This window comes from Desulfovibrio sp., from assembly GCF_034006445.1.
Classification (GTDB): domain Bacteria; phylum Desulfobacterota; class Desulfovibrionia; order Desulfovibrionales; family Desulfovibrionaceae; genus Desulfovibrio.
Genome location: NZ_JAVESS010000011.1, coordinates 1 through 19,243, shown reverse-complemented (window position 1 = coordinate 19,243; position 19,243 = coordinate 1). Strand labels below are relative to the sequence as shown.

General features: G+C 58.3%; 18 protein-coding genes. 5 read left to right on the top strand and 13 right to left on the bottom strand.

The window, feature by feature from the left end:
- Positions 1-159: 159 nt before the first annotated feature.
- The 13 genes from RBR41_RS09910 to RBR41_RS09850 all read right to left on the bottom strand — a co-directional run bounded on the left by RBR41_RS09910 (position 160) and on the right by RBR41_RS09850 (position 13,074).
- Positions 160-534: a DUF488 domain-containing protein gene (locus RBR41_RS09910; protein WP_320352407.1), complete on the bottom strand. Its 375-nt coding sequence runs from the start codon at positions 532-534 to the stop codon at positions 160-162.
- Entirely contained in the window at positions 531-1,769 is a 1,239-nt protein-coding gene (locus RBR41_RS09905; protein ID WP_320352405.1) for a sugar transporter, read from the bottom strand. The genes RBR41_RS09910 and RBR41_RS09905 overlap by 4 nt, the downstream gene beginning before the upstream one ends.
- Before the next feature lie 635 nt (positions 1,770-2,404).
- Positions 2,405-3,208, bottom strand: coding sequence for an ABC transporter ATP-binding protein (locus RBR41_RS09900; protein WP_320352404.1), 804 nt, complete (start codon positions 3,206-3,208; stop codon positions 2,405-2,407).
- Positions 3,187-4,020: an ABC transporter permease gene (locus RBR41_RS09895; protein WP_320352403.1), complete on the bottom strand. Its 834-nt coding sequence runs from the start codon at positions 4,018-4,020 to the stop codon at positions 3,187-3,189. Before RBR41_RS09895 ends, RBR41_RS09900 begins: the two co-directional genes overlap by 22 nt.
- 127 nt (positions 4,021-4,147) lie before the next feature.
- On the bottom strand, positions 4,148-5,242 hold the full coding sequence (locus RBR41_RS09890) for an ABC transporter substrate-binding protein (protein WP_320352402.1): 1,095 nt from the start codon (positions 5,240-5,242) through the stop codon (positions 4,148-4,150).
- Positions 5,243-5,526: 284 nt separating this feature from the next.
- Positions 5,527-6,417 carry a radical SAM protein gene (locus RBR41_RS09885; protein WP_320352401.1) on the bottom strand — a complete coding sequence of 297 codons (891 nt, stop codon included), beginning with the start codon at positions 6,415-6,417 and terminating at the stop codon, positions 5,527-5,529.
- Entirely contained in the window at positions 6,414-7,190 is a 777-nt protein-coding gene (locus RBR41_RS09880) for a 4Fe-4S binding protein (protein ID WP_320352400.1), read from the bottom strand. The genes RBR41_RS09885 and RBR41_RS09880 overlap by 4 nt, the downstream gene beginning before the upstream one ends.
- Positions 7,180-8,034 carry a substrate-binding domain-containing protein gene (locus tag RBR41_RS09875; RefSeq protein WP_320352399.1) on the bottom strand — a complete coding sequence of 285 codons (855 nt, stop codon included), beginning with the start codon at positions 8,032-8,034 and terminating at the stop codon, positions 7,180-7,182. Before RBR41_RS09875 ends, RBR41_RS09880 begins: the two co-directional genes overlap by 11 nt.
- A gap of 273 nt (positions 8,035-8,307) precedes the next feature.
- Complete coding sequence (locus tag RBR41_RS09870; RefSeq protein WP_320352398.1) at positions 8,308-8,520, bottom strand: hypothetical protein; 213 nt, start codon at positions 8,518-8,520, stop codon at positions 8,308-8,310.
- A 509-nt stretch (positions 8,521-9,029) separates the two neighbouring features.
- Positions 9,030-10,448, bottom strand: coding sequence for an NADPH-dependent glutamate synthase (gltA, locus tag RBR41_RS09865; protein ID WP_320352397.1), 1,419 nt, complete (start codon positions 10,446-10,448; stop codon positions 9,030-9,032).
- Positions 10,438-11,280: a sulfide/dihydroorotate dehydrogenase-like FAD/NAD-binding protein gene (locus RBR41_RS09860; protein ID WP_320352396.1), complete on the bottom strand. Its 843-nt coding sequence runs from the start codon at positions 11,278-11,280 to the stop codon at positions 10,438-10,440. The genes gltA and RBR41_RS09860 overlap by 11 nt, the downstream gene beginning before the upstream one ends.
- A 249-nt stretch (positions 11,281-11,529) precedes the next feature.
- Positions 11,530-12,885: a sigma-54 interaction domain-containing protein gene (locus tag RBR41_RS09855; protein WP_320352395.1), complete on the bottom strand. Its 1,356-nt coding sequence runs from the start codon at positions 12,883-12,885 to the stop codon at positions 11,530-11,532.
- Between the two features lie 9 nt (positions 12,886-12,894).
- Positions 12,895-13,074: a hypothetical protein gene (locus tag RBR41_RS09850; protein ID WP_320352394.1), complete on the bottom strand. Its 180-nt coding sequence runs from the start codon at positions 13,072-13,074 to the stop codon at positions 12,895-12,897.
- Between the two features lie 514 nt (positions 13,075-13,588).
- On the opposite strand from RBR41_RS09850, the gene grdA reads away from it, so the two are divergent.
- From grdA to RBR41_RS09825, 5 genes are all read left to right on the top strand, one after another.
- Positions 13,589-14,065 carry a glycine/sarcosine/betaine reductase complex selenoprotein A gene (gene grdA / locus RBR41_RS09845; RefSeq protein ID WP_320352393.1) on the top strand — a complete coding sequence of 159 codons (477 nt, stop codon included), beginning with the start codon at positions 13,589-13,591 and terminating at the stop codon, positions 14,063-14,065.
- 271 nt (positions 14,066-14,336) lie between these two features.
- Complete coding sequence (locus tag RBR41_RS09840) at positions 14,337-15,647, top strand: glycine/sarcosine/betaine reductase component B subunit (RefSeq protein ID WP_320352392.1); 1,311 nt, start codon at positions 14,337-14,339, stop codon at positions 15,645-15,647.
- Between the two features lie 58 nt (positions 15,648-15,705).
- Complete coding sequence (locus tag RBR41_RS09835) at positions 15,706-17,034, top strand: glycine/betaine/sarcosine/D-proline family reductase selenoprotein B (RefSeq protein WP_320352391.1); 1,329 nt, start codon at positions 15,706-15,708, stop codon at positions 17,032-17,034.
- A gap of 101 nt (positions 17,035-17,135) precedes the next feature.
- Complete coding sequence (locus tag RBR41_RS09830) at positions 17,136-18,656, top strand: BCCT family transporter (protein WP_320352390.1); 1,521 nt, start codon at positions 17,136-17,138, stop codon at positions 18,654-18,656.
- Positions 18,657-18,954: 298 nt separating this feature from the next.
- Positions 18,955-19,243 (top strand): NAD(P)/FAD-dependent oxidoreductase (locus tag RBR41_RS09825; RefSeq protein ID WP_320352389.1); only part of this gene is annotated, 289 nt, incomplete at its 3' end.

Here is a 19,243-nt window from a genome sequence, read left to right as displayed (position 1 = left end):
GCCGGCCGAGCCGGGAGCCTCGTAAAGGGAATAATGGCGCAGTGCAAGGGCGCGTACAAGGGCGCGGCGCAAGGCGCGGGCAAGGGCGCAGCCAACGTAATGCCAGCCATGCGACCCGGACAGCGCCGGGAGCCGTCAAAACGCTCAGTCCTTCGCGCCTTATGCCTTGCCGGGCAGGGCTTCCAGATAGGCTTTCAGGGCCACCGCGTTGTTGCAGAGCTCATCCTTGGCGGCATACAGAAAAACCGCAGTGTGCTTGCCCGCAAGAAGCGTCTTCAGTTCATGAACCGCCGCGCTGGCTGGCCCGGCCGCGTCAAGCTCCGCAAAGTAGCGCTGCTGAAACTCGCCCCATTTTTCCCTGTCATGGGCGAACCATTTGCGCAGATCATTGGACGGGGCCACTTCCTTGAGCCACACGTCCCAGTTGGCGGTTGCCTTGGCTATGCCTCTTGGCCAGATGCGGTCAACCAGGATGCGCACGCTTCCGGGTTCACTACTGTCATGATCGTACACACGGTGCAGGATGATATTCACGCCTGCCCTCCTTTGTCACCGGAGCCGCCGACCTTATACTCCGGCGACGTTACGGTTGTGGGTTGTGCGCCGACGCTGCGCGCGGAATAGACGCTGACAAGCACGGTGGCCAGAAAAAACGCCGCCCCCGCATAGCCTGTCATGCTCAGACCCAGCTTGTCGAACACGATGCTGCCCACAAAAGCGCCGCTGCCAATGCCCACATTGAAGATTCCCGAATAGATGGAGGTGGCGATATCCGCCGAGTGGGAGGCAATTTCAAGAATCCTGCTCTGGAACAGCAGGCCAAGCACGGCCATGCTGCCGCCCCAGAGGATGCATATGGGGATGACGGTCAGCAGTCGGCTGATGGAAAGATTGAGCACCATCAGACACAGAAAAATTATGAACGAAGGCACAGCGAACACCAGTTTGTTTTTCAAGAAGGTCAGACGCGTGGCGAACAGGCTGCCGCCAATGCCCGCCAGCCCCATGACAAGCAGAAACGCGGGCACGGCCGCTTCCGGAAAGCCCCCGACCTGTATCAGCAGGGGCGCAAAATAGGTGTAGGCAAGAAAATAGCCCGTCACCGCCAGCACGGTTTGCAGATACAGAAGCGCAAGTTCCTTGTGGCGGAACAGAAGAGGAACGCTTTTGAAGGAGCCCGTATCCTTGGCTTCGAGCGCGGGGAGCAGCCGCCAGAGTATCAGCGCTATGCAACTGCCCAGCAGCCCGATAAGCAGAAAGGCCACGCGCCAGCCAAAATGCTGGCCCACCAGCGTACTGAGCGGCACCCCGAGCACCGTGGCCAGAGAACCGCCCACAATGACGATGGCAAGGCCCCTGGCCTTCATGGCGGGCGGCGTGATGCGGACGACAATGGGGCTTGCGATGGACCAGAAGCCCGCGTGCGCGATGGCCACGCAAATGCGCGCAAGCAAAAGGGTGGTAAAATTGACGGCCAGGGCTGAAAGCCCGTGCCCAAGCACAAATACGGTAAACAAAATCAGCAGCAGCTTGCGACGTGCCACCTTTGCGGTGAGGGCCGTTATGGGCAGTGAAAGCAGCGCCACGCACCAGGCGTATACGGCGATGAGAAGGCCCGTAAAAGCCTCCGTTTCGCCAAGGTCCTTGGCAATGGTGGGCAGCAGGCCGATGGGCAGGACTTCAGTCGTTACAAAAATAAAGGCTGCCAGCGCAAGAGAAAGCACAGGAACCCAAATGCGCCTGCCTTCCGGGGTTTTGATCGTCGTCATATCTCTTCCTCAATCACACAAAAGAACAGTATATCCAGTGTATTTCATACGCTGATCCTGGCGAAACACAAGCCGGGCCAAACTGGCACGCGGGGCCAAACTGGCCGGACTGGGTGGCCGGACTGGCCCAAACTGGCCGGGCTGGCCCAAACTGGCAGGACTGCGTCGGCGCAGCGAAAAGGAGGCCGGGGGCCAGCTGGGCACAGCGGGAAAGGGCGAGAAAGGCACGCCGTGCTGATGGCAAAAAAACAGTACCCTGCGCCATCGGGCGCACTGGCTCGCCCGACAAAAGGACTGTCTTGTCTCCAGGGATTTTTGCGGAAACCGCATCAGGTCGGCAGCAGTGTTGTCTGCCTCATCGTGCTTTGAATGAACGGTGGCGGGCATGCGCCCGCCTGAGAAGAGCCTATACGTAACGGGAGGCTTTTGACACAGATTTTTTATTGCACGTCGGTTCTTTGCAACTATTTAATATTTTTACCCAAACATTTCATTTGCAAACGCGTTATGTTTTAACTGCCCACCACTGCCGTCTCTTCTCCAGGGTCGCTTAAGCGTACAGACGAAAAAGCGGCGCAGCCCACCTACAGCGCCCATGCCCCGCCGTCGCACGGCCCCCGGCGGCTCCGGCAGCTTCAGGCATCCTCCGCAGTGTCCTGCTGCTCCAGAAGCGCCAGAATGCGGGTTACAAGGCTGGCATAGACAGGGGCGTCCCTTTGGCGCGGGCGTGCCATATCCACGGAAAAGCGATCCACAATACGTCCGGGGTTGGTGCCCATGACGATGATCTCGTCGGCGAGGTACACGGCCTCATCCACACTGTGCGTCACAAAGAGGATGGTCTTCCGGCTTTTTTCCCACACGTCGAGCAGCCGCTTTTGCAGAATGATGCGCGTGAACGCGTCGATGGCGCCAAAGGGCTCGTCCATGAGCAGGACGTCGGGATTGTTGGTCAGGGCGCGGGCAATGGCCACCCGCTGCCGCATGCCGCCCGAAAGCTCGTGCGGCATGGCCAGAGCGAATTTTTCAAGCCCCACCATGGCCAGATAGCGGTGCGCCTCCTGCTCCCTTTTGTCCCTGGGCATGCCGCCAAATTCCAGCCCTATACCCGTGTTGTCGACCACGTTCAGCCAGGGAAAAAGAGAATATTCCTGAAATACCATGCCGATCTGGCGGCAGGGGCCATGCTGCGGCGCGCCGCGAAACAGTATCTCCCCCTGCTCGCACGAGGCAAGCCCGGCCACCATGCGCAGCAGGGTCGATTTGCCGCAGCCCGAAGGCCCGACGATGCAGACAAAGCGGGAACTTTCCACCGTCATGTCCACATGGCTCAGGGCTTCCACCGGCCCGCTTCTGGTGCTGAACACCTTGGAGACGCCCCTGACGGTGATTTCCGGATGCGCGGCGGCGCTCTGCGCTATTTTGTCAGTCGCTTCCATACAAACTTCCTGTCTTCATACAGCCTGAAAATCCTGTCCAGCACCGCGCCCACAAGACCGATGCTTATCATGCCCGCTATGACCACGTCGGTTCTGCCCACGGTATAGGCATGCGTGATCAGGTAGCCCACTCCGGAAAGGCTGCCCGGCAGCATCTCGGCGGAAACAAGACACATCCACGAAACCCCGAGGCCGATGCGCAGGCCGTTGATAATGGAAGGCGCGGCATAGGGCAGCAGCACCTTGCGGAAGATGTCCACCTGGTTTGCGCCCAGCACCCGTGCCGCGTCGGTCAGGGTTTGCGGCACAAGGCCCACCCCGTGTATGGCGCTGGTCAGCACAGGATAAAAACCGCCGATGAAAATAATAAAAATCATCGATAACTTGATATTATGAAAATACGGATAGGCAGGGCCAATGGGTACGGAGAAAACGTCGGCCAGGCTCAGCATGCCGAACCAGGCCAGCACCAGAGGCACCCAGGCCAGCGGCGGAATGGAGCGGAACAGACCGAGAAAGGTGTTCAGGGCCGTGTTGACGTCCGGCCTGTAGCCCATGACGATACCCAGAGGAATGGCTAGAACCACGGCCACAAGGTACCCCGCAAAAACCCGCGCCAGACTGATAAGGGTATTGGCCGGCAGGGTTCCCATGGAGATAAGGTCTTCATGCGGGCTGACCATGATATCCCATACCAGCGGAATATCGGGCAGAATGATGTCGTTTCGCACCACCTGCGCCATCACATGCCACAAAATCAGAAAAAGCAGGGGCACAATCAGGGGCAGAGCAAAAGCTTTTGCACTTTTCATCAAAACCAACCGCACGTTGATGGCTCATGTAGCGAACCGGGCAGGGACGCACACCGCGCCCGGCCCGGTCAACCGCAGCGCCCGCCCTTACAGGGAACACGAAGGGCGGGCGCAACACGCAGGAGTGCTATTTGCCGTTCAGAAACTGTGGATCTACAAGGATGCCTTCAGCTTGCTTGAAGGTTTTGTCCTTGAGCGCGCCCTTGAAATACCCGGCCTTGTTCAGTTCGTTCAAATAGCCGTCAGCGCCGTCCTTCCAGCCCTCGGTAAAGCTTTGCAGAAAGCGCAGGTTGGAATTCTTGCCGATCTCTTCGGGCAGGCCTATCCAGCTTGATCCGAGAATCCCGGCGCGTTGGGTGTCCTCATTGCACCACTGCCCCGCTCCGGCCATCAGGCGGACAAAGTCACGCACAAGGTCAGGGTGCTCGGCAATGGTCTCGTCCCTGGCGGCTATGACGCAGCAGGGGTAGTCCGTCCATTTTTTTTCGGGCGGCAGGTTACGCAGCATGCTGATGTCGCAACCAGCGCCCTTGCCCACCGCTGTCTGCGGAAAAGGTTCGGGCCCCACCACGGCGTCAACCTGCTTGCTGCTCAGCGCGGGGATAAGGTTGGACATGCCTTTCAGGTCTACCAGCACCACCTGCGCCTTCTGATCCAGGGGATTGCTCGTGTAGCTGATGCCCTCGGACTTGAGCGCGCTTTCAAGAATAATGATGGGCGAGCTGCTGGGCGAGTGGTAGCCAATGTTGACAGGCTTGGAAGACGCCTTGATGTAGGCGATGAATTCCGGCCATGTTTTGGCGGGCACGTCATTGGACACGACAACGCCGCCGCTGGCCAGCACCAGGGGCGAAACGATCTTGATGGGGATGTTTTTGTCAATGCCGGCCATGATGGCGGTGATGGAGGCAAGGCCAATGTCAAGCTGCTTCTGGGCGAAGAGCGTGGCGGTTTCCGAACCGCTCTTGATGACAACGATGTCAAGCACAGCCACGGCCTTGCCGTTCTTCATCAACTGGTACTTTTCCTTGGGCACCAGGGGCTGCATCCACAGGCCGTCCACAGTGAGCTTTTCTCCCATGCCCATGGCCGCCATGAGGGGAGTGTGGTTGGTGGTAAAAATGTAGCCCACTTTCAGCTTCGGCAGATCCGCCGCCTGGGCCGCAACTGCCAGGGCAAGCACAAACGCGATTGTCAGAATCTTGCTGAACAGGATACGCATAGAACCTCCATCAGTTTACCAGAGTTGCATAATGTCAAAAACCGTTACAGCACATGGGAACCAGATCTTTAAAATTTTTTGGCGCACGTTTACTTTGAAATTGCGCTGGCGGATACGTGAGCAGACGCCCGCCGCAGAGGCGCAAACGCTATTTATTTGTGCGGTTACGCGCCGGAGCGGGTATTTTAATGCTCTGGCGGCTGTCCGTAAAAACCAGACCGCCGCTCGAAGCCGCCGGGCGCTTGCAGGCGTCGCTGATTCGTGCGCACCGGGAGCCGCCAGGCTTACTGGCCGAACTCCTGAGCACCGGCCCGCGACGCGGGCGGCGCGCCGCAGATGTCCTCAAGCCGCCCGTCTTCGCCAAGAAAGCCCAGAGCGTCGGCGCGGCAACGCGTGCAATGGCGCATCTGGGGGATTATGGCCCCGGCTTCGGCCCGCAGGCGGTGCATGACGTCCGGGCCGGGAGACAGTGTGTCGGCAAAGCGCGTGCCCGCCACGGGCAGCAGCGGTATGCAGTTCATGAGGTCGGCCCCCCAGGACGCCACGGCCACGGCTATGTCCTGCACGTGGTCGCTGTTGACGCCGGGAATGACCACCGTGTTTATCTTGACCGTCACGCCCAGGGACTTCAGACGCCGCACGCCTTTTTCCTGCCGCTCCAGCAACAGGGCCGCGCCCTCCTGCCCGGTTACGCGGCTGTCGCCGTCGTCCACCCAGTTGTACACGTCCGCGCCAACGGCGGGGGCCACGGCATTGACCGTCACAGTCACATGGCCCACGCCAAGTTCGGCCAGCGCGTCCGCATGCAGTGGCAAGGCCAGACCGTTGGTGGACAGGCACAGGAGCATGCCGGGCAGCGCTTCGCGCAGCGTGGCAAGAGTGTCCAGCGTGCGCGTGGCGTCGGCCAGCGGATCGCCGGGGCCAGCTATGCCGATAACGCTCAGATGCGGCATGTGGGCCACGGCGCGCAGGGCCGCGTCAACGGCTTCTTCCGGCGAAAGCAACCGTGCCGTGACCCCGGGGCGGGACTCGTTGACGCAGGAATATTTGCGGTCGCAAAAACCGCATTGCACGTTGCAACCTGCCGCCACGGGCAGATGCACACGACCGAAAGACCGGTGCGCCTCCGGGCTGAAGCAGGGATGCCGCGAACTGTCCGGCTGCAGTATGGTCATGCCTTGCCCCTTGGCTTGACGCCGAAGCGTATGCAGTCCTTGGGGCACGAGCCCACGCAGTCGCCGCAGTTGACGCAGTTTTCCTCATCGGGCCGCGTGCGCATGTTGCAGGCCTTTCTGCATTTGTCGCAGTCATTGCATTCCGGCGTCTTGTAAAAGCGGAAAAGGGAAAACCGCCGCACAAGCTCCAGAGCCGCGCCAAAGGGGCAGGCAAAACGGCACCAGCACATGATGATGCCCAGCCCCAGGGCCAGCACGCCCACCGTAATGACAAAGCGCAACTGCCACAGAGGAAAGGCGTGTTCCCACGTCAGCATGACCGAGGGCCAGAACTCGCCCACTCGCAGGGGCACGTTCACTCTGGGCTGCCCCATGGCGAACCATACCAGCAGACCCGCCGCCAGCATGAGGTATTTGGCCCATCTGTAGTTCTTCACGCCTACTGGGTTTGGCCCGAACTTGAAGGGATTGAGCGCCAGAACCCGGTTGACGAAGTTTCCAGGGCACAGCCAGCCGCAAAAAGCCCTGCCAAAGAACACGGCCACTGCCAGCCAGATGCCCCAGAATCCCCAGAACATGCGGGACACCTGGCCGGGACAGGTTATGACCGGGCAGTTCTGACAACTGACAAAGGGCACCACAAAAGGACAGCGAAACGCGCCGTACAATCCCCATTCACCGATAAACAGCGTGGAGGCGATCAGTACGGCCCTGTTGCACCAACGAAGAGTCCGCAGCTTGAGGCTGGGGCGGGCGACAATTTCATGCAACATCTTTGACCCCCAGCTTTTCAATGAGTTCCTGACCCTTGGGAGAAATGGCGGGGATAAACCCGGCCTGCTCAAAAAATGCCTGTCCCTGAGGGCTGGTCAGCCAGGTGATGTAGGCGTTGGCCAGATCCTTGTCCGCCGCGTCGGCCATGAGGCCCACGGTAAAGGTCAGCGGCCCGGCGGGAAAAAACTTTTCCGGGATCTCCACCACATCAAGATGGCTGGCAAAGCGCGGCATGCGGCAGATGCGCCGCTCCACAATCATGGCGTCGGCCTTGCCGCTGGTGACGTCTTCCACCGACCGCTGCACACAGGTTCCCTGTTCCGGCACATTGGCCAGCACCTTCTGGGTCAGGTCGGCGGCCTTGAGCAGACCCATGACGGCCTGTCCTCCTGGCGGGGACGCCTCCTTGGCCATGGCCACGCGCACGCCCTTGCGGGTGAGATCCTCAAGGCTCGCGATGCCAGCGGGATTGCCCTTGGGAACCGCGATCACGTAGCTCGTAAAGCACAGCGGTTTGAACTCGAGCATTTTTCCCGCCTTGCGCAGGCTTTGCGCCAGCGCAAGCACACGCCCGGCAAAAACCTCGGTATGTCCGCTACCGCCGAGCAGGGATTTGCCAAGAGCACCGGCAAAGGCCCCGGTATACACAACCTTGACCCCGGATTGCCGGGTATACTCCTCATGCGCCGGGCACATGGCCTCGGCAAGGCCACCGCACGACCAGACCTGAAGCGTGCCCCCGCTTGCGGCCTGTGCGGCCTGCGGCGTGATGAGCGCGGCTCCCGCTGCTCCCAGGGCAAGCGATTTCAAAAAACCGCGACGCCCGTTTTTTTCTGCATCCATAACAGCCTCCGTCAATAAATGTTGGACAAAGCGCCCTGATCCGTCCTTTTCGCCTGGTGTGCGGCCATGCCTTCGCACACCTGAAACAGTATGAGCCTGCAACGCCGCTGCTGCTGCCACCATAAAATGCCGCAATCCCTGTAGGGCACGAAGCTTTTTTCACCTGGAGCGGATGAACTTTGAGAATGTTCGTTCTCAAAGTTTACGGTACGCTCGCTTCGACGCTTAACAGCGCGAATAAATTGCGTTTACGCCTTCGCTGCGGGCGACTGCTTACGCAGCCGCCAGAGCAATTTCAAAGTGAAACTGCTCAAAAAAATAAAAAAAGGTTCCGCATTTACATGCGAAACCTGCGCTGTGAGAAAGAACTGCCGCAACCCTGCCTTGCAGGGCCGGAAAATGATTAGAGAGCGGCCCTGCTTGAAGGATGACGCGAGACAGCCTGTCCCACAGCGCCGCAAAGTCAGGTTCCACCAGATGCCACAAGGCCGGATCGCCGCGCCGATGGCGCAAGCGCTCCTGCCCTGAGGATATCAGGAACGTGCGAAATGTGGGAACAGGTGTGCGTCATGGCGCTCATGCTGTGTTGCAGTTTTTTGGCCGACTGTGGGCATTGTACAAAAAACACTCTTGCCCGCGCAGCCGCCAGACCAGTGGCGCTACACGGTTGCAGCGTGAATCTGCTTGCATCAGTTGATCCAGATTACGATGAAATTTCCAGGGCGGCAAGCATCTTGAGCACCGTAGTCAACTAAATCAGAGACCTCTGACATACTTTGTATTTCAAAGTGGCTATCCTGCCGAAAAATGCGCGTTTCAGATGAAGTTACGCTATGTTGTGGCGTGCAGTGGGTGGGCCTGCCAAGGCAGGCCCAACCCCGCTGCAATGGCCACTACAATGTCCGTGCGATATCCGGTGCGGTATCCGCTGCGATATCCGGTGCGACATCCGCTGCAATGTCCGCTGCGATATCCGGTGCGATATCCGGCCGTATCTAGCCCAGAAGCCGCTTCACAATTTCCTGCCCGGCCTTGCGCCCCGCCCCCATGGCGAGAATGACCGTGGCCGCGCCGGTGACGATGTCGCCCCCGGCAAAGACGTTGGGTATGGACGTTTCACCCGTTTCTTCATTGACCTCGATGTAGCCCCACTTGTTCTGCTTGAGCTTGGGGGTGGCGTCCAGAAGAATGGGGTTGGAGCGTGTGCCCAGCGCCACGACGGCAAGGTCTGTGGGCAGGTCGAACACTTCGCCCTCAATGGCCACGGGGCGGCGGCGGCCAGAGGCGTCTGGCTCGCCCAGTTCCATTTTTTGCAGAGTAACGGAAGTAAGGCGCATTTCATTGTCGCCGTTGAAGCGCAGCGGCGCCGAAAGCATGGCGAACTGCACGCCCTCTTCCTCGGCGTGTTCCAGCTCTTCAAGGCGGGCGGGCATTTCAGCCCTGGTGCGGCGGTAGACGATATGCACGCTTTCAGCCCCCATGCGCAGGGCAGTGCGGGCCGCATCCATGGCCACGTTGCCAGCGCCGAAGACAGTGACGTTCTTGCCCGGAAAGGCCGGGGTGTCCTGATTGGGAAAGTCGTAGGCCCGGCCAAGGTTCACGCGGGTGAGGTACTCGTTGGCCGAGAACACGCCCACCAGGTTTTCGCCGGGGACGCCCAAAAACATTGGCAGGCCCGCGCCCACGCCGATAAAGACGGCATGGTGGGTTTCAAGCAGTTCTTCCACCTCGACGGTACGGCCGCCAACGGAGTTGAGGTGAAAGTCAACGCCAGCCAGGCGCAGGCCGTCAATTTCGGTGGCGACCACGTTCTTGGGCAGACGGAAGGCGGGGATGCCGTAAATGAGCACGCCGCCGGCTTCGTGCAGGGCTTCGTACACGTCGACCTTGATGCCCGCAGCGGCGCAGACGCCCGCACAGGTGAGGGAGGACGGGCCGGAGCCGATGCAGGCAACCTTGAGGTCGCCGCGCGGCAGGGCGCAGGCATCCGTGCCCGTGACCTGCTCGCAGGCCGTGGTGGCGATGTAGGTGTCGGCCACAAAGCGTTCAAGGCGGCCGATGGCCACAGGCTGGCCCTTGGCCCTGAGAACGCACTTGCCCTCACACTGATGTTCCTGCGGGCAAACGCGACCGCAGACGGCGGGCAGGCTGTTGGTGCTCTTGATGATGCGGTAGGCGGCGTCCATGTTGCCATGCGCCGCTTCGCGGATAAAGTCGCGGATGGGCACTTCCACCGGGCAGCCGCTGACGCAGAGGGGCTTTTTGCACTGGAGGCAGCGCTGAGCCTCTTCAATGGCCATTTCTCTGGTGTAGCCCAGAGCCACTTCGTCAAAATTGGCGCGGCGCACTTCGGCGGGCTGACAGGGCATGTCCACTCTGGGGGCAACGGGCTTTTTGGGGGTCTTAGTTTCCATGAGCAGTCCTCTGATAGTCGTCGATGGAGACTTTTTCCTGTTCACGATAGGCGGCCAGACGGCGGCGCAGTTCAGGAAAGTCCACTTCATGTCCGTCAAATTCGGGGCCGTCCACACAGGCGAACTTGGTTTTGCCGCCCACGCTGACGCGGCACGCGCCGCACATGCCTATGCCGTCAACCATGATGGGGTTGAGGCTGACCGTGGTCCTGACGCCGAAGGGGCGAGTGGTTTCGGCCACAGCCGCCATCATGGGCACGGGGCCCACGGCCACGACTTCAAAGACGCTCTTGTCTTTTTCAAGCCTGTCGCGCAGAAGCTCCGTCACAAGGCCCTTGTGGCCGTAACTGCCGTCATCGGTGGAGATGAGCAGTTCGTTGACAAAGGATTTCAGCTCGTTTTCAAAAAGCAGCAGGTCTTTGCTGCGCGCGCCGATGACGCCCACGACCTTGTTGCCCATGCGGGCGTGGCCCTTGGCAATGTGGTGCATGGCGGCAATGCCCGTGCCGCCGCCCACACAGATGACGGTGCCTTTCTTTTCGATATGGGTGGGGTGGCCCAGGGGGCCGCAGACGTCAAGGACGTTGTCGCCCACGCTAAGAGCTTCAAGCAGGGCCGTGCTTTTGCCCATGACGAGATATACAATGGTAATGGTGCCGTTTTCGGCGTCAGTATCAGCAATGGTAAGGGGGATGCGCTCCCCGGTGGGAGTCATGCGCAGCATGACAAAGTGGCCAGGTTTGCCCTTGCGGGCGATTTCCGGCGCATCAAGCACCAGTTTGCTGGTTTTGCCCGGGATCAGGCTTTCCTTGTGCAATATGCGTGTTGGCATAGGCTCTCCTTTCCTCAGGGAGGGCACGCCAGCGCGAACAAACGTGCCCGGTATAAGTGCTGCCTGCTTGCGATCAAACTGGCCGGACAGGTTTGTGCACAAAATGTGCCTGACCGTCTGAAGCTCTTCAACGCCCTTCTGCTGCGGCATTGGCGGCATGGCAGACATACACCGCCGGACAGTGCGCCACCAGCGCCCGCGCAGCTTGAAATACCTGGAGCATTTTAACTTTGAAAAAGTGTAAATGCGCTAAAGCTGCTTCGGCACAAAATTTTTCGCATTGATGCCGAACTTTTTAATCTTATAGGATAAAAGCTGGGGTGATATGCCAAGCAACCGGGAAGCCAGGCTTTTGTTCCCGGCGGCCTTGCCCAGCGCGTCCAGAATGGCAACCATCTCCATATCCTTACGACTTGCCAGAAGATTTTCAGGGGACGGGCTTGGCGCTTCGGGTGCGCCTTGTTTGGCCTCTGCATCTGGAGCCGCCTGCACGTCGGCAATAACCGACAACGGCGCTTTTACGCTGAGCGCCGCGGCCGCGCGGACTTCCACGGGAGCCACATCTGGCGGGACGGCTGCCGCGTCCGGGGGGAAGATATCGGGGCACGACTTGGTAAGCTGCTCGACGTCCAGTACGGCAACCCCCTGCCCCACACTAATGGAGGCCTCAAGCACATGCTCCAGTTCGCGCACGTTGCCAGGCCAGGTGTGCGACGACAGCAGGGCCAAGGCGGCTTCAGAGAGCCGTGGAGGCGGATTGAGCGGATTGGGATTATGCTTGGCGAGAAAATGATCGGACAGCGGGATAATATCGTCTATCCTGTTTCTCAGCGGCGGCAGGAATATTTTTATGGCCCCCAGACGATAGTAGAGATCCGGCCGCAGGGCCCCTGTGCTCAGCAGTTCCTTGGGGTGCTGGCCCACGGCGCACAATATGCGCACATCTATATCCTTTTCAATGGCATCTCCCACACGCCTGATCTTCTTTTCCTGCAGGGCACGCAAAAGCTTGCTTTGCAGAAAAATCGGCATGGAGTCCACTTCATCCAGAAAGAACGTGCCCCCGTTTGTGGTTTCAAAAAGGCCAGGCTTGTCCAGCGCCCCGGTAAACGCGCCCCTGGATGTGCCAAAAAGGATGCCCTCAAGGAGCGGTTCTGGCACGGCCGAGCAGTTGATGGCCGTATACGGCCGACCGCGTCGGGAACTCCCGTAATGGATGGCCTGGGCAAACACCTCCTTGCCCACGCCCGTTTCGCCAATAAGCATCACGGAGGCTGACGAGGTGGCCGCCACTTCCGCCATGCCCACAGCCTTTCGCAACTCCTGGTTCATGCCGACAATGGACGCAAAGGAATAATGCTTGTCTGCTGCAGCTTTCTTTCGGCCAGGGGACTTGTTGCCCTGAGCTTCGATGACGTGCTGCACATTTTCCATATGGCGGGCAAGGTCCGTGTAGCCGATGCTGTAGCACACAACGCCCAGGAGGTCTTTTTCCTTTGTATACAGGGGGTATATTGTGCACGTTGAGTACACAAGGTTGCCGCTGCGCGTGAAGTAATAATACACCTTATTTTCTATGGGTACTCCGGTCCTGAGTACCTGCATGGCCGGGCTTCAGTCCTTGGTGAATTTATACACCTCGTACATTTTGCGCCCCAGGGCGTCGTCAATGTCAATCTTGTCGATGGCCGATTGCGCCTTGTTGTAATACACAAGCGTGCCGTCCACATCCGCGATGATCAGCCCGATATCCACACTGTCAAAGAGCATCTCAAACATCTCTGTATATTTCATAATAGCGCTCGGCTTTTTTGTTCTCATGTTCGCGAAACTCCTTTGCCGTCAGGCAAGTGTTGGGCGTCTATGGAATGTTGACGAATTTAAAAATAATTTTTCAAAAGTTAAAAATTATTTTCAATTAGTAAAGCACCTGACCTCTGCACACAACCGCGTCCTGTCGTAACATTTATCATTTTTATGTGATTTATTTCACTATTCAAACACGATACCAGCGTTCTGCCACCCTAAAAAAATTTTGGAACACATGTTGCTGTAGAGGGACTATCCACCCGGGTTCCAGCTTGGCCTGAAAGAGTGCAAACGCATTTTCTTATTTGTTAAACAAGATTTAGCAAAAACATACTTCAATAACAACGCATAAACACAAAAAAATTTTAAAATTCGTAAATTATTTTTTTATAACTATACTATATATTATTAGAATTTTATTGAAGACAGACTTGTATGACAACTTTATATGTCGATTTAGAAAACTAATCTCCCTCTATTGCAACAAAAAGGAGAATGTATGAGTGGTATTGCAGGAAAAAAGCTTATTCTGATAGGCGAGCGGGATGGCGTCCCCGGCCTGGCCATGGCCAAGGTCTTTGAGGGGAGCGATGCCGAAGTCGTCTTTGCCGCAACCGAATGTTTTGTTTGAACCGCGGCAGGTGCAATGGATCTGCAAAATCAGCAGCGCACCAAAGAAGCTGCTGACAAGTACAACAAGGATGACATCCTCGTCATCCTGGGCACAGCCGATGTGGACGGAACCGGCATTTACGCCGAGACCGTGACCCAGGGCGACCCCACGTACGCAGGCCCATTGTCCGGAGTCCCGTTGGGACTTCCCGTGTATCACATCCTTGACCCTGCCATTAAAAAGGAGGCCGATCCCCAAGCGTGGGAAGAGCACATCAGCATGATGGAAATGGTGCTGGATGGAGAGGCGTTGACAAAAGCCGCAGCAGACATGCGGGAGCAATACGGCAAAAGCACTTTGTGACCTGCGGGTGAAAGGCGACGGAAGAGCGCGCATCACCTGCCCGGCTGGCGCAAGGCTTGCCCGACGCTCCCGATGATACGAGCGACTCGGTTTGAGGTCCCACAGCGGTGGCGCTGCACCTCAAATGGCTGGACCAGCTGCGTGCCCGGTCCGTCTTTCCAACATACGGTTGAAGATCAGAACTGCCCGTGTATGGCGTTCTGGTTGTGGGGCCCCTGAGAGGGCTTTTCCGGCACAAACCGTTTTCTCAGCACTAAAAGGAGTGCAGCCCATGAAACTTGAGATTGGTAATTTTGTAGTGAAGGATGTGGCCTTCGGCGCAAAAACCGGCTTTGCCGACGGTATTTTTACCGTCAACAAAGAAGAAGCGCTCGCCGAAGTCATGAAGGACGAGCATATTACTGAAGCCGAGCTTCATATCGTCAAGCCCGGCGATGAAGTGCGCCTTGTTCCCGTAAAAGACGCGCTGGAAATCCGCTGCCGCGTCAGTGGCGCTCCTGGCAACCATCCCGGTGTGACCTCCGACCTCTGCTCGGCGGCGACCGGCCGCGTGCACTCCCTTACCGGCGCTTCCCTGCTGGTTGTGGGCAAGCACTGGGGCAGCTTCCAGGACGGCCTCATTGATATGGGCGGCCCCTTTCAGCGCGCCACCCTCTACGGCTTCCTGAAAAATATCGTGCTTGTGGCCGACACGGATGAAGAATTCGAGCGCCATGAGCAGCAGAAGAAAAACCATGCCCTTCGCTGGGCTGGCATGCGCCTTGCCGAGTTCCTTGGCAAAACCCTGGCCAGCCTTACCCCCGATAGCATCGACGTTTACGAGCTTGACGCCGTCAACCGCCGTGACGCCGCCGTCTCCGGCCTGCCCTCGGTAGTCTACGTGATGCAGCCCCAGACCCAGATGGAAGCCATGGGCTACAACACCCTGGTTTACGGATGGGACGGCAACCACATGCTCCCGACCTACATGCATCCCAATGAAATCCTTGGCGGCGCTGTGGTTTCCGGCAGTTTCATGCCCTGCTCTTCCAAGATGTCCACGTACGAGTTTCAGACCAACCCCACCATCAAGCGCCTCATGAAAGAGCATGGCAAGACCCTGAACTTCCTCGGCGTGATCATGTCGAACCTCAACGTGATCATGGAACAGAAGGTCAGATCCGCCATCATGGTCGCCCAGATTGCCAACAACCTGGGCGCCGACGGGGCCATTGTGGCCGAAGAAGGCTACGGCAACCCCGACGTGGACTACATCCAGGTCATTGTGGAGCTGGAAAAGGCCGGGGTCAAAACCGTCGGTATTTCCAACGAATGCACGGGCCGCGACGGCAAGTCCCAGCCCCTGGTGGCCCTTGACCCCAGGGCCGACGCCCTGGTTTCCACGGGCAACGTGTCCGAACTGGTGCACCTGGCCCCCATGAAAACCGTTCTTGGTGAACTGGAGTCCCTGCGGCGCGACGGTCTCTCCGGCGGCTGGGACGGTTGCGTCAATCCTGACGGATCGTGCCTGCTTGAAGACAACGCCGTTTTCTGCGCCGACCATCCCAGCGGCTACTCGGTCAAGCGTTGCTTCGAGTTTTAATCGCCCACGAAAATACCCATTGGTACGTCGATAATTTTTACTCTATCGGGAGAAGACCATGAAGAAAAAAGCTATCCACTACCTCAACCAGTTCTTCGGACAGGTTGGCGGTGAAGACATGGCGGACTATGAGCCAGCCATGCACGATGGCGCTCTTGGATGCTCGAATATCTTCAATGCCGTTTCCAAGAATGTTGAGATCACGAACACCCTGATTTGCGGCGACAACTTTATGGCCTCGCATGCCGACGAAGCTGTGGAACGCTGCCTCAAGCTGCTTGAAGGCAAAGAGTTCGACATCTTCATCGCTGGCCCGGCCTTTAACGCCGGTCGTTACGGCAATGCCTGCGGCCTTGTGTGCAAGGCTGTCAGCGAAAAGTTCAACGTGCCGGTCATCAGCTCTATGAACGTTGAAAACCCCGGTGTCGAGCTTTTCAAAAAAGACCTGTATATCTTCAAGGGCGGCGCTCGCGCCACGACCATGAAGGCCGATATGACCGCCATGGCCACCTTTGCCGACAAGATCGCCTCTGGCGAACGCCTGTTGCCCGCCGCCATGGAAGGCTACTTCGGCCGTGGCATCCGTCACCAGGTTTACCTTGAAGACCTTGGCATGGAACCAGTGCCCGCCTGCGATCGCGCGGTGGACATGCTGCTTGCCAAGCTTGCCGGAAAGGAATTCGAGACAGAACTGCCCATCCCGACCCCTGACCTCATTCCCATCGCCCCGGCCATCAAGGACATCACCAAGATCAAGATCGCCCTGGTCACTTCCGGCGGCATCGTGCCCGTGGGCAACCCGGACAGGATTGAATCCTGCTCGGCCACACGCTGGGGCAAGTACGACATCAGCAAGATGGCCGCGCTGGAATCCGGCGTGTTCAAGACCATCCACGCGGGCTACGACCCTGAACAGGGTGACAAGAACCCCAACGTGGTCGTGCCCCTGGACGCCATGCGGGCCTTGCAGAACGAAGGCCTGCTCGGCGAAGTGGACGACTACTTCTACTCCACCGTGGGTACGGGAACGACCCAGGGCGAAGCGGCGCGCATGGGCCGCGAGATTGCTGAAGTGCTGCACCAGCGGGGAGTCGAGGGCGTCATCCTCACAGCCACGTGAGGAACCTGCACTCGTTGCGGTGCAACGATCGGAAAAGAAATTGAACGTAGCGGCATTCCTGTTGTGGTCATGTGCAACCTTGTCAATATCGCTAAAACGGTGGGCAGTAACCGCATAGTTCCTACGTTTGCGGTCCCCTACCCTCTTGGCAATCCTCAGGCCTCCCTTGAAGAACAGTGGAAGATGCGCCTGCACAGAGTTGGAAGGGCTGTTGAAGCCCTGCAGACCGATGTGCAGGATCAGACTATCTTCCCGGTGGAAAAATAGCAGACAATACATACGGCCCGTCATTGCGCTGCAATGACGGGCCGCTTTGTACAAAGGCTTTTCCCCGGCTCAATTCAGAACTGCAATATGAGGATGAAGCCATGAGCAATACCCCAGAAGTTCAAACAAGCAAATTTGTTTACTATGTATCACTGATTTTCGTTCTTTGCGTGGTCGGTATCGGCCTTATGCTCCCTGTACAGTTCGGAAGTTTCACAGGAAGTGTTTTCACTTTTCTGACGAAGTACATGGGCTGGTGGTACATGCTCGCCGTGAACTTTTTCGTCATTTTTTGCATTGTTCTTGCCTTCAGCCGCTTTGGCAGCCTCAGAATGGGCAAGCCCGATGAAAAACCCGAATTTTCCACAATGAGCTGGTTCGCCATGCTTTTTGGGGCTGGCCACGGCGTTGGCATGGTCTTTTACGGCGTTGCGGAACCGCTCATCAACTACATAGTGCGTCCCTTTGGCGCCACTGATTCAGCTCAGGCCGCCGAAGACGCCCTGCGCGCCTCCATCATCCACTGGGGCCTGCACCCCTGGGCTGTGTACGCGGTCATAGCCATGTGCCTTGCGTACTTTCAGTTCAGAAAGGGCGCTCCGGGCCTGTTCAGCAGCCTCTTTCTGCCCATCCTTGGCAAGGACGCCGCCCGCACCCCCATTGGCCGCATCATTGACGTGGCGGCCGTGTTTGCCACCATTGCCGGTGTGGCCACGTCGGTAGGGCTCGCCGTCATGCAGGTCAACAGCGGCCTGCATTTCCTCTTCAAGCTGCCAGAAAACATTACCGTTCAGCTTTCGCTGATCGTCATACTTGGATTTTTCTACACGTTTTGCACGGCCACAGGGCTGGACAAGGGCATCAAGCTCCTCGCCAACTCCAACCTCACGCTGTGTATCGTTCTGTCCGTGGGACTTTTGATCCTCGGCCCCACACTGCCCATTATTGAAACCAGCATGGCTGTCATCGGCAACTATCTCAGCCACTTTATCACCGACAGCTTCCGGGTGGCCCCTTACGGCGGCTCGTACCGCAACTGGCTGGACGACTGGACCCTCTACTACTGGGCCTGGTGGATTGCCTGGGGCCCCTTTGTCGGCTCGTTTGTGGCCAGAATTTCGCGTGGCCGCACCATCAGGGAATTTGTCGCTGGCGTGCTCATCGTGCCCACCCTGGGCGGCGTGGTATGGTTCTCCATCTTCGGCGGCACGGCCCTGCACATTCAGGTGACGGGCATTGCCGACATCGCGCAGACCGTCAAGGACAATATCGGCGTGGGTATCTATCTGATGTACGACTATGTGCCCCTGGGCAGCATCATGTCCGTGCTGATGATGGCCCTGCTGATCATCTTTGTGGTGACTTCCGCCAGCTCGTCCACCTATGTGCTGGCCATGTACACCTCCGACGGCATGCTCAACCCGCCCAAGAGCCGCATGGCTATCTGGGGAACGCTTCAGGCCGGGCTCGCCTTTGTGCTGCTGCTCACAGGCGGCATCAAGGCATTGCAGACATCGTCCATAACAGCGGCGGCGCCCTTCTCCATTATTACGGTCGTCGCCTGCTGGTGCCTGTGGACAGCATTGAACAAAGACTTCCCCAAAGGAGTGGAAGTTCGCTAAATTAATGTCTTGGCCTCTGCGGCGCACAGGGTTCCAGCCTTCCTTGCGCCACGCCTGACAAACTGGCTCGGTGATTGCATACAGGCCTTGTAATCTGATGCATGAAAACCGCCAGCGGTCGCTTGAGGCCAGGCATGACAGTCCCTCCTCCACAAAAGGCCTGCGGCAAATGTTGTCGAGTTTGCCGCAGGCCGCCCAGCAGCCATCCGGCCTGGGGAGCATGGCAGGGACGTCCATAAATTCGGGCTGCGAATGGTTTTGATTGTATATCAAGCGACACTGCAACAAGGAACTTATGATGGAAACTCGTGAACTCGTCATCATTGGAGCGGGCCCTGCCGGGCTTTCCGCCGCCATCTACGGCAAGCGGGCCGGTCTTGATACCCTGGTGCTGGAAAAGGGCCGCCCCGGCGGGCAGATACTGACCACCAGCCGGGTGGAGAATTACCCCGGCATCCTTGACGGCACCGGCACGGGCCTGGCCGACGCGTTTCGCGCCCATGCCGAGTTTTTCAAGGCGGAATTCAGGTCAGCTTCAGTGCAGAAGCTTGAGGTGCGTGACGGAAAAAAAATCATCACCCTCAAGG

Coding starts and splice junctions, on each gene's coding strand:
- RBR41_RS09905 (WP_320352405.1), bottom strand. CDS start 1,769: ATGACGACGATCAAAACCCCGGAAGGCAGGCGCATTTGGGTTCCTGTG.
- RBR41_RS09900 (WP_320352404.1), bottom strand. CDS start 3,208: ATGGAAGCGACTGACAAAATAGCGCAGAGCGCCGCCGCGCATCCGGAA.
- RBR41_RS09895 (WP_320352403.1), bottom strand. CDS start 4,020: ATGAAAAGTGCAAAAGCTTTTGCTCTGCCCCTGATTGTGCCCCTGCTT.
- RBR41_RS09890 (WP_320352402.1), bottom strand. CDS start 5,242: ATGCGTATCCTGTTCAGCAAGATTCTGACAATCGCGTTTGTGCTTGCC.
- RBR41_RS09885 (WP_320352401.1), bottom strand. CDS start 6,417: ATGACCATACTGCAGCCGGACAGTTCGCGGCATCCCTGCTTCAGCCCG.
- RBR41_RS09880 (WP_320352400.1), bottom strand. CDS start 7,190: ATGTTGCATGAAATTGTCGCCCGCCCCAGCCTCAAGCTGCGGACTCTT.
- RBR41_RS09875 (WP_320352399.1), bottom strand. CDS start 8,034: ATGGATGCAGAAAAAAACGGGCGTCGCGGTTTTTTGAAATCGCTTGCC.
- gltA (WP_320352397.1), bottom strand. CDS start 10,448: ATGGAAACTAAGACCCCCAAAAAGCCCGTTGCCCCCAGAGTGGACATG.
- RBR41_RS09860 (WP_320352396.1), bottom strand. CDS start 11,280: ATGCCAACACGCATATTGCACAAGGAAAGCCTGATCCCGGGCAAAACC.
- RBR41_RS09855 (WP_320352395.1), bottom strand. CDS start 12,885: ATGCAGGTACTCAGGACCGGAGTACCCATAGAAAATAAGGTGTATTAT.
- RBR41_RS09850 (WP_320352394.1), bottom strand. CDS start 13,074: ATGAAATATACAGAGATGTTTGAGATGCTCTTTGACAGTGTGGATATC.
- RBR41_RS09840 (WP_320352392.1), top strand. CDS start 14,337: ATGAAACTTGAGATTGGTAATTTTGTAGTGAAGGATGTGGCCTTCGGC.
- RBR41_RS09830 (WP_320352390.1), top strand. CDS start 17,136: ATGAGCAATACCCCAGAAGTTCAAACAAGCAAATTTGTTTACTATGTA.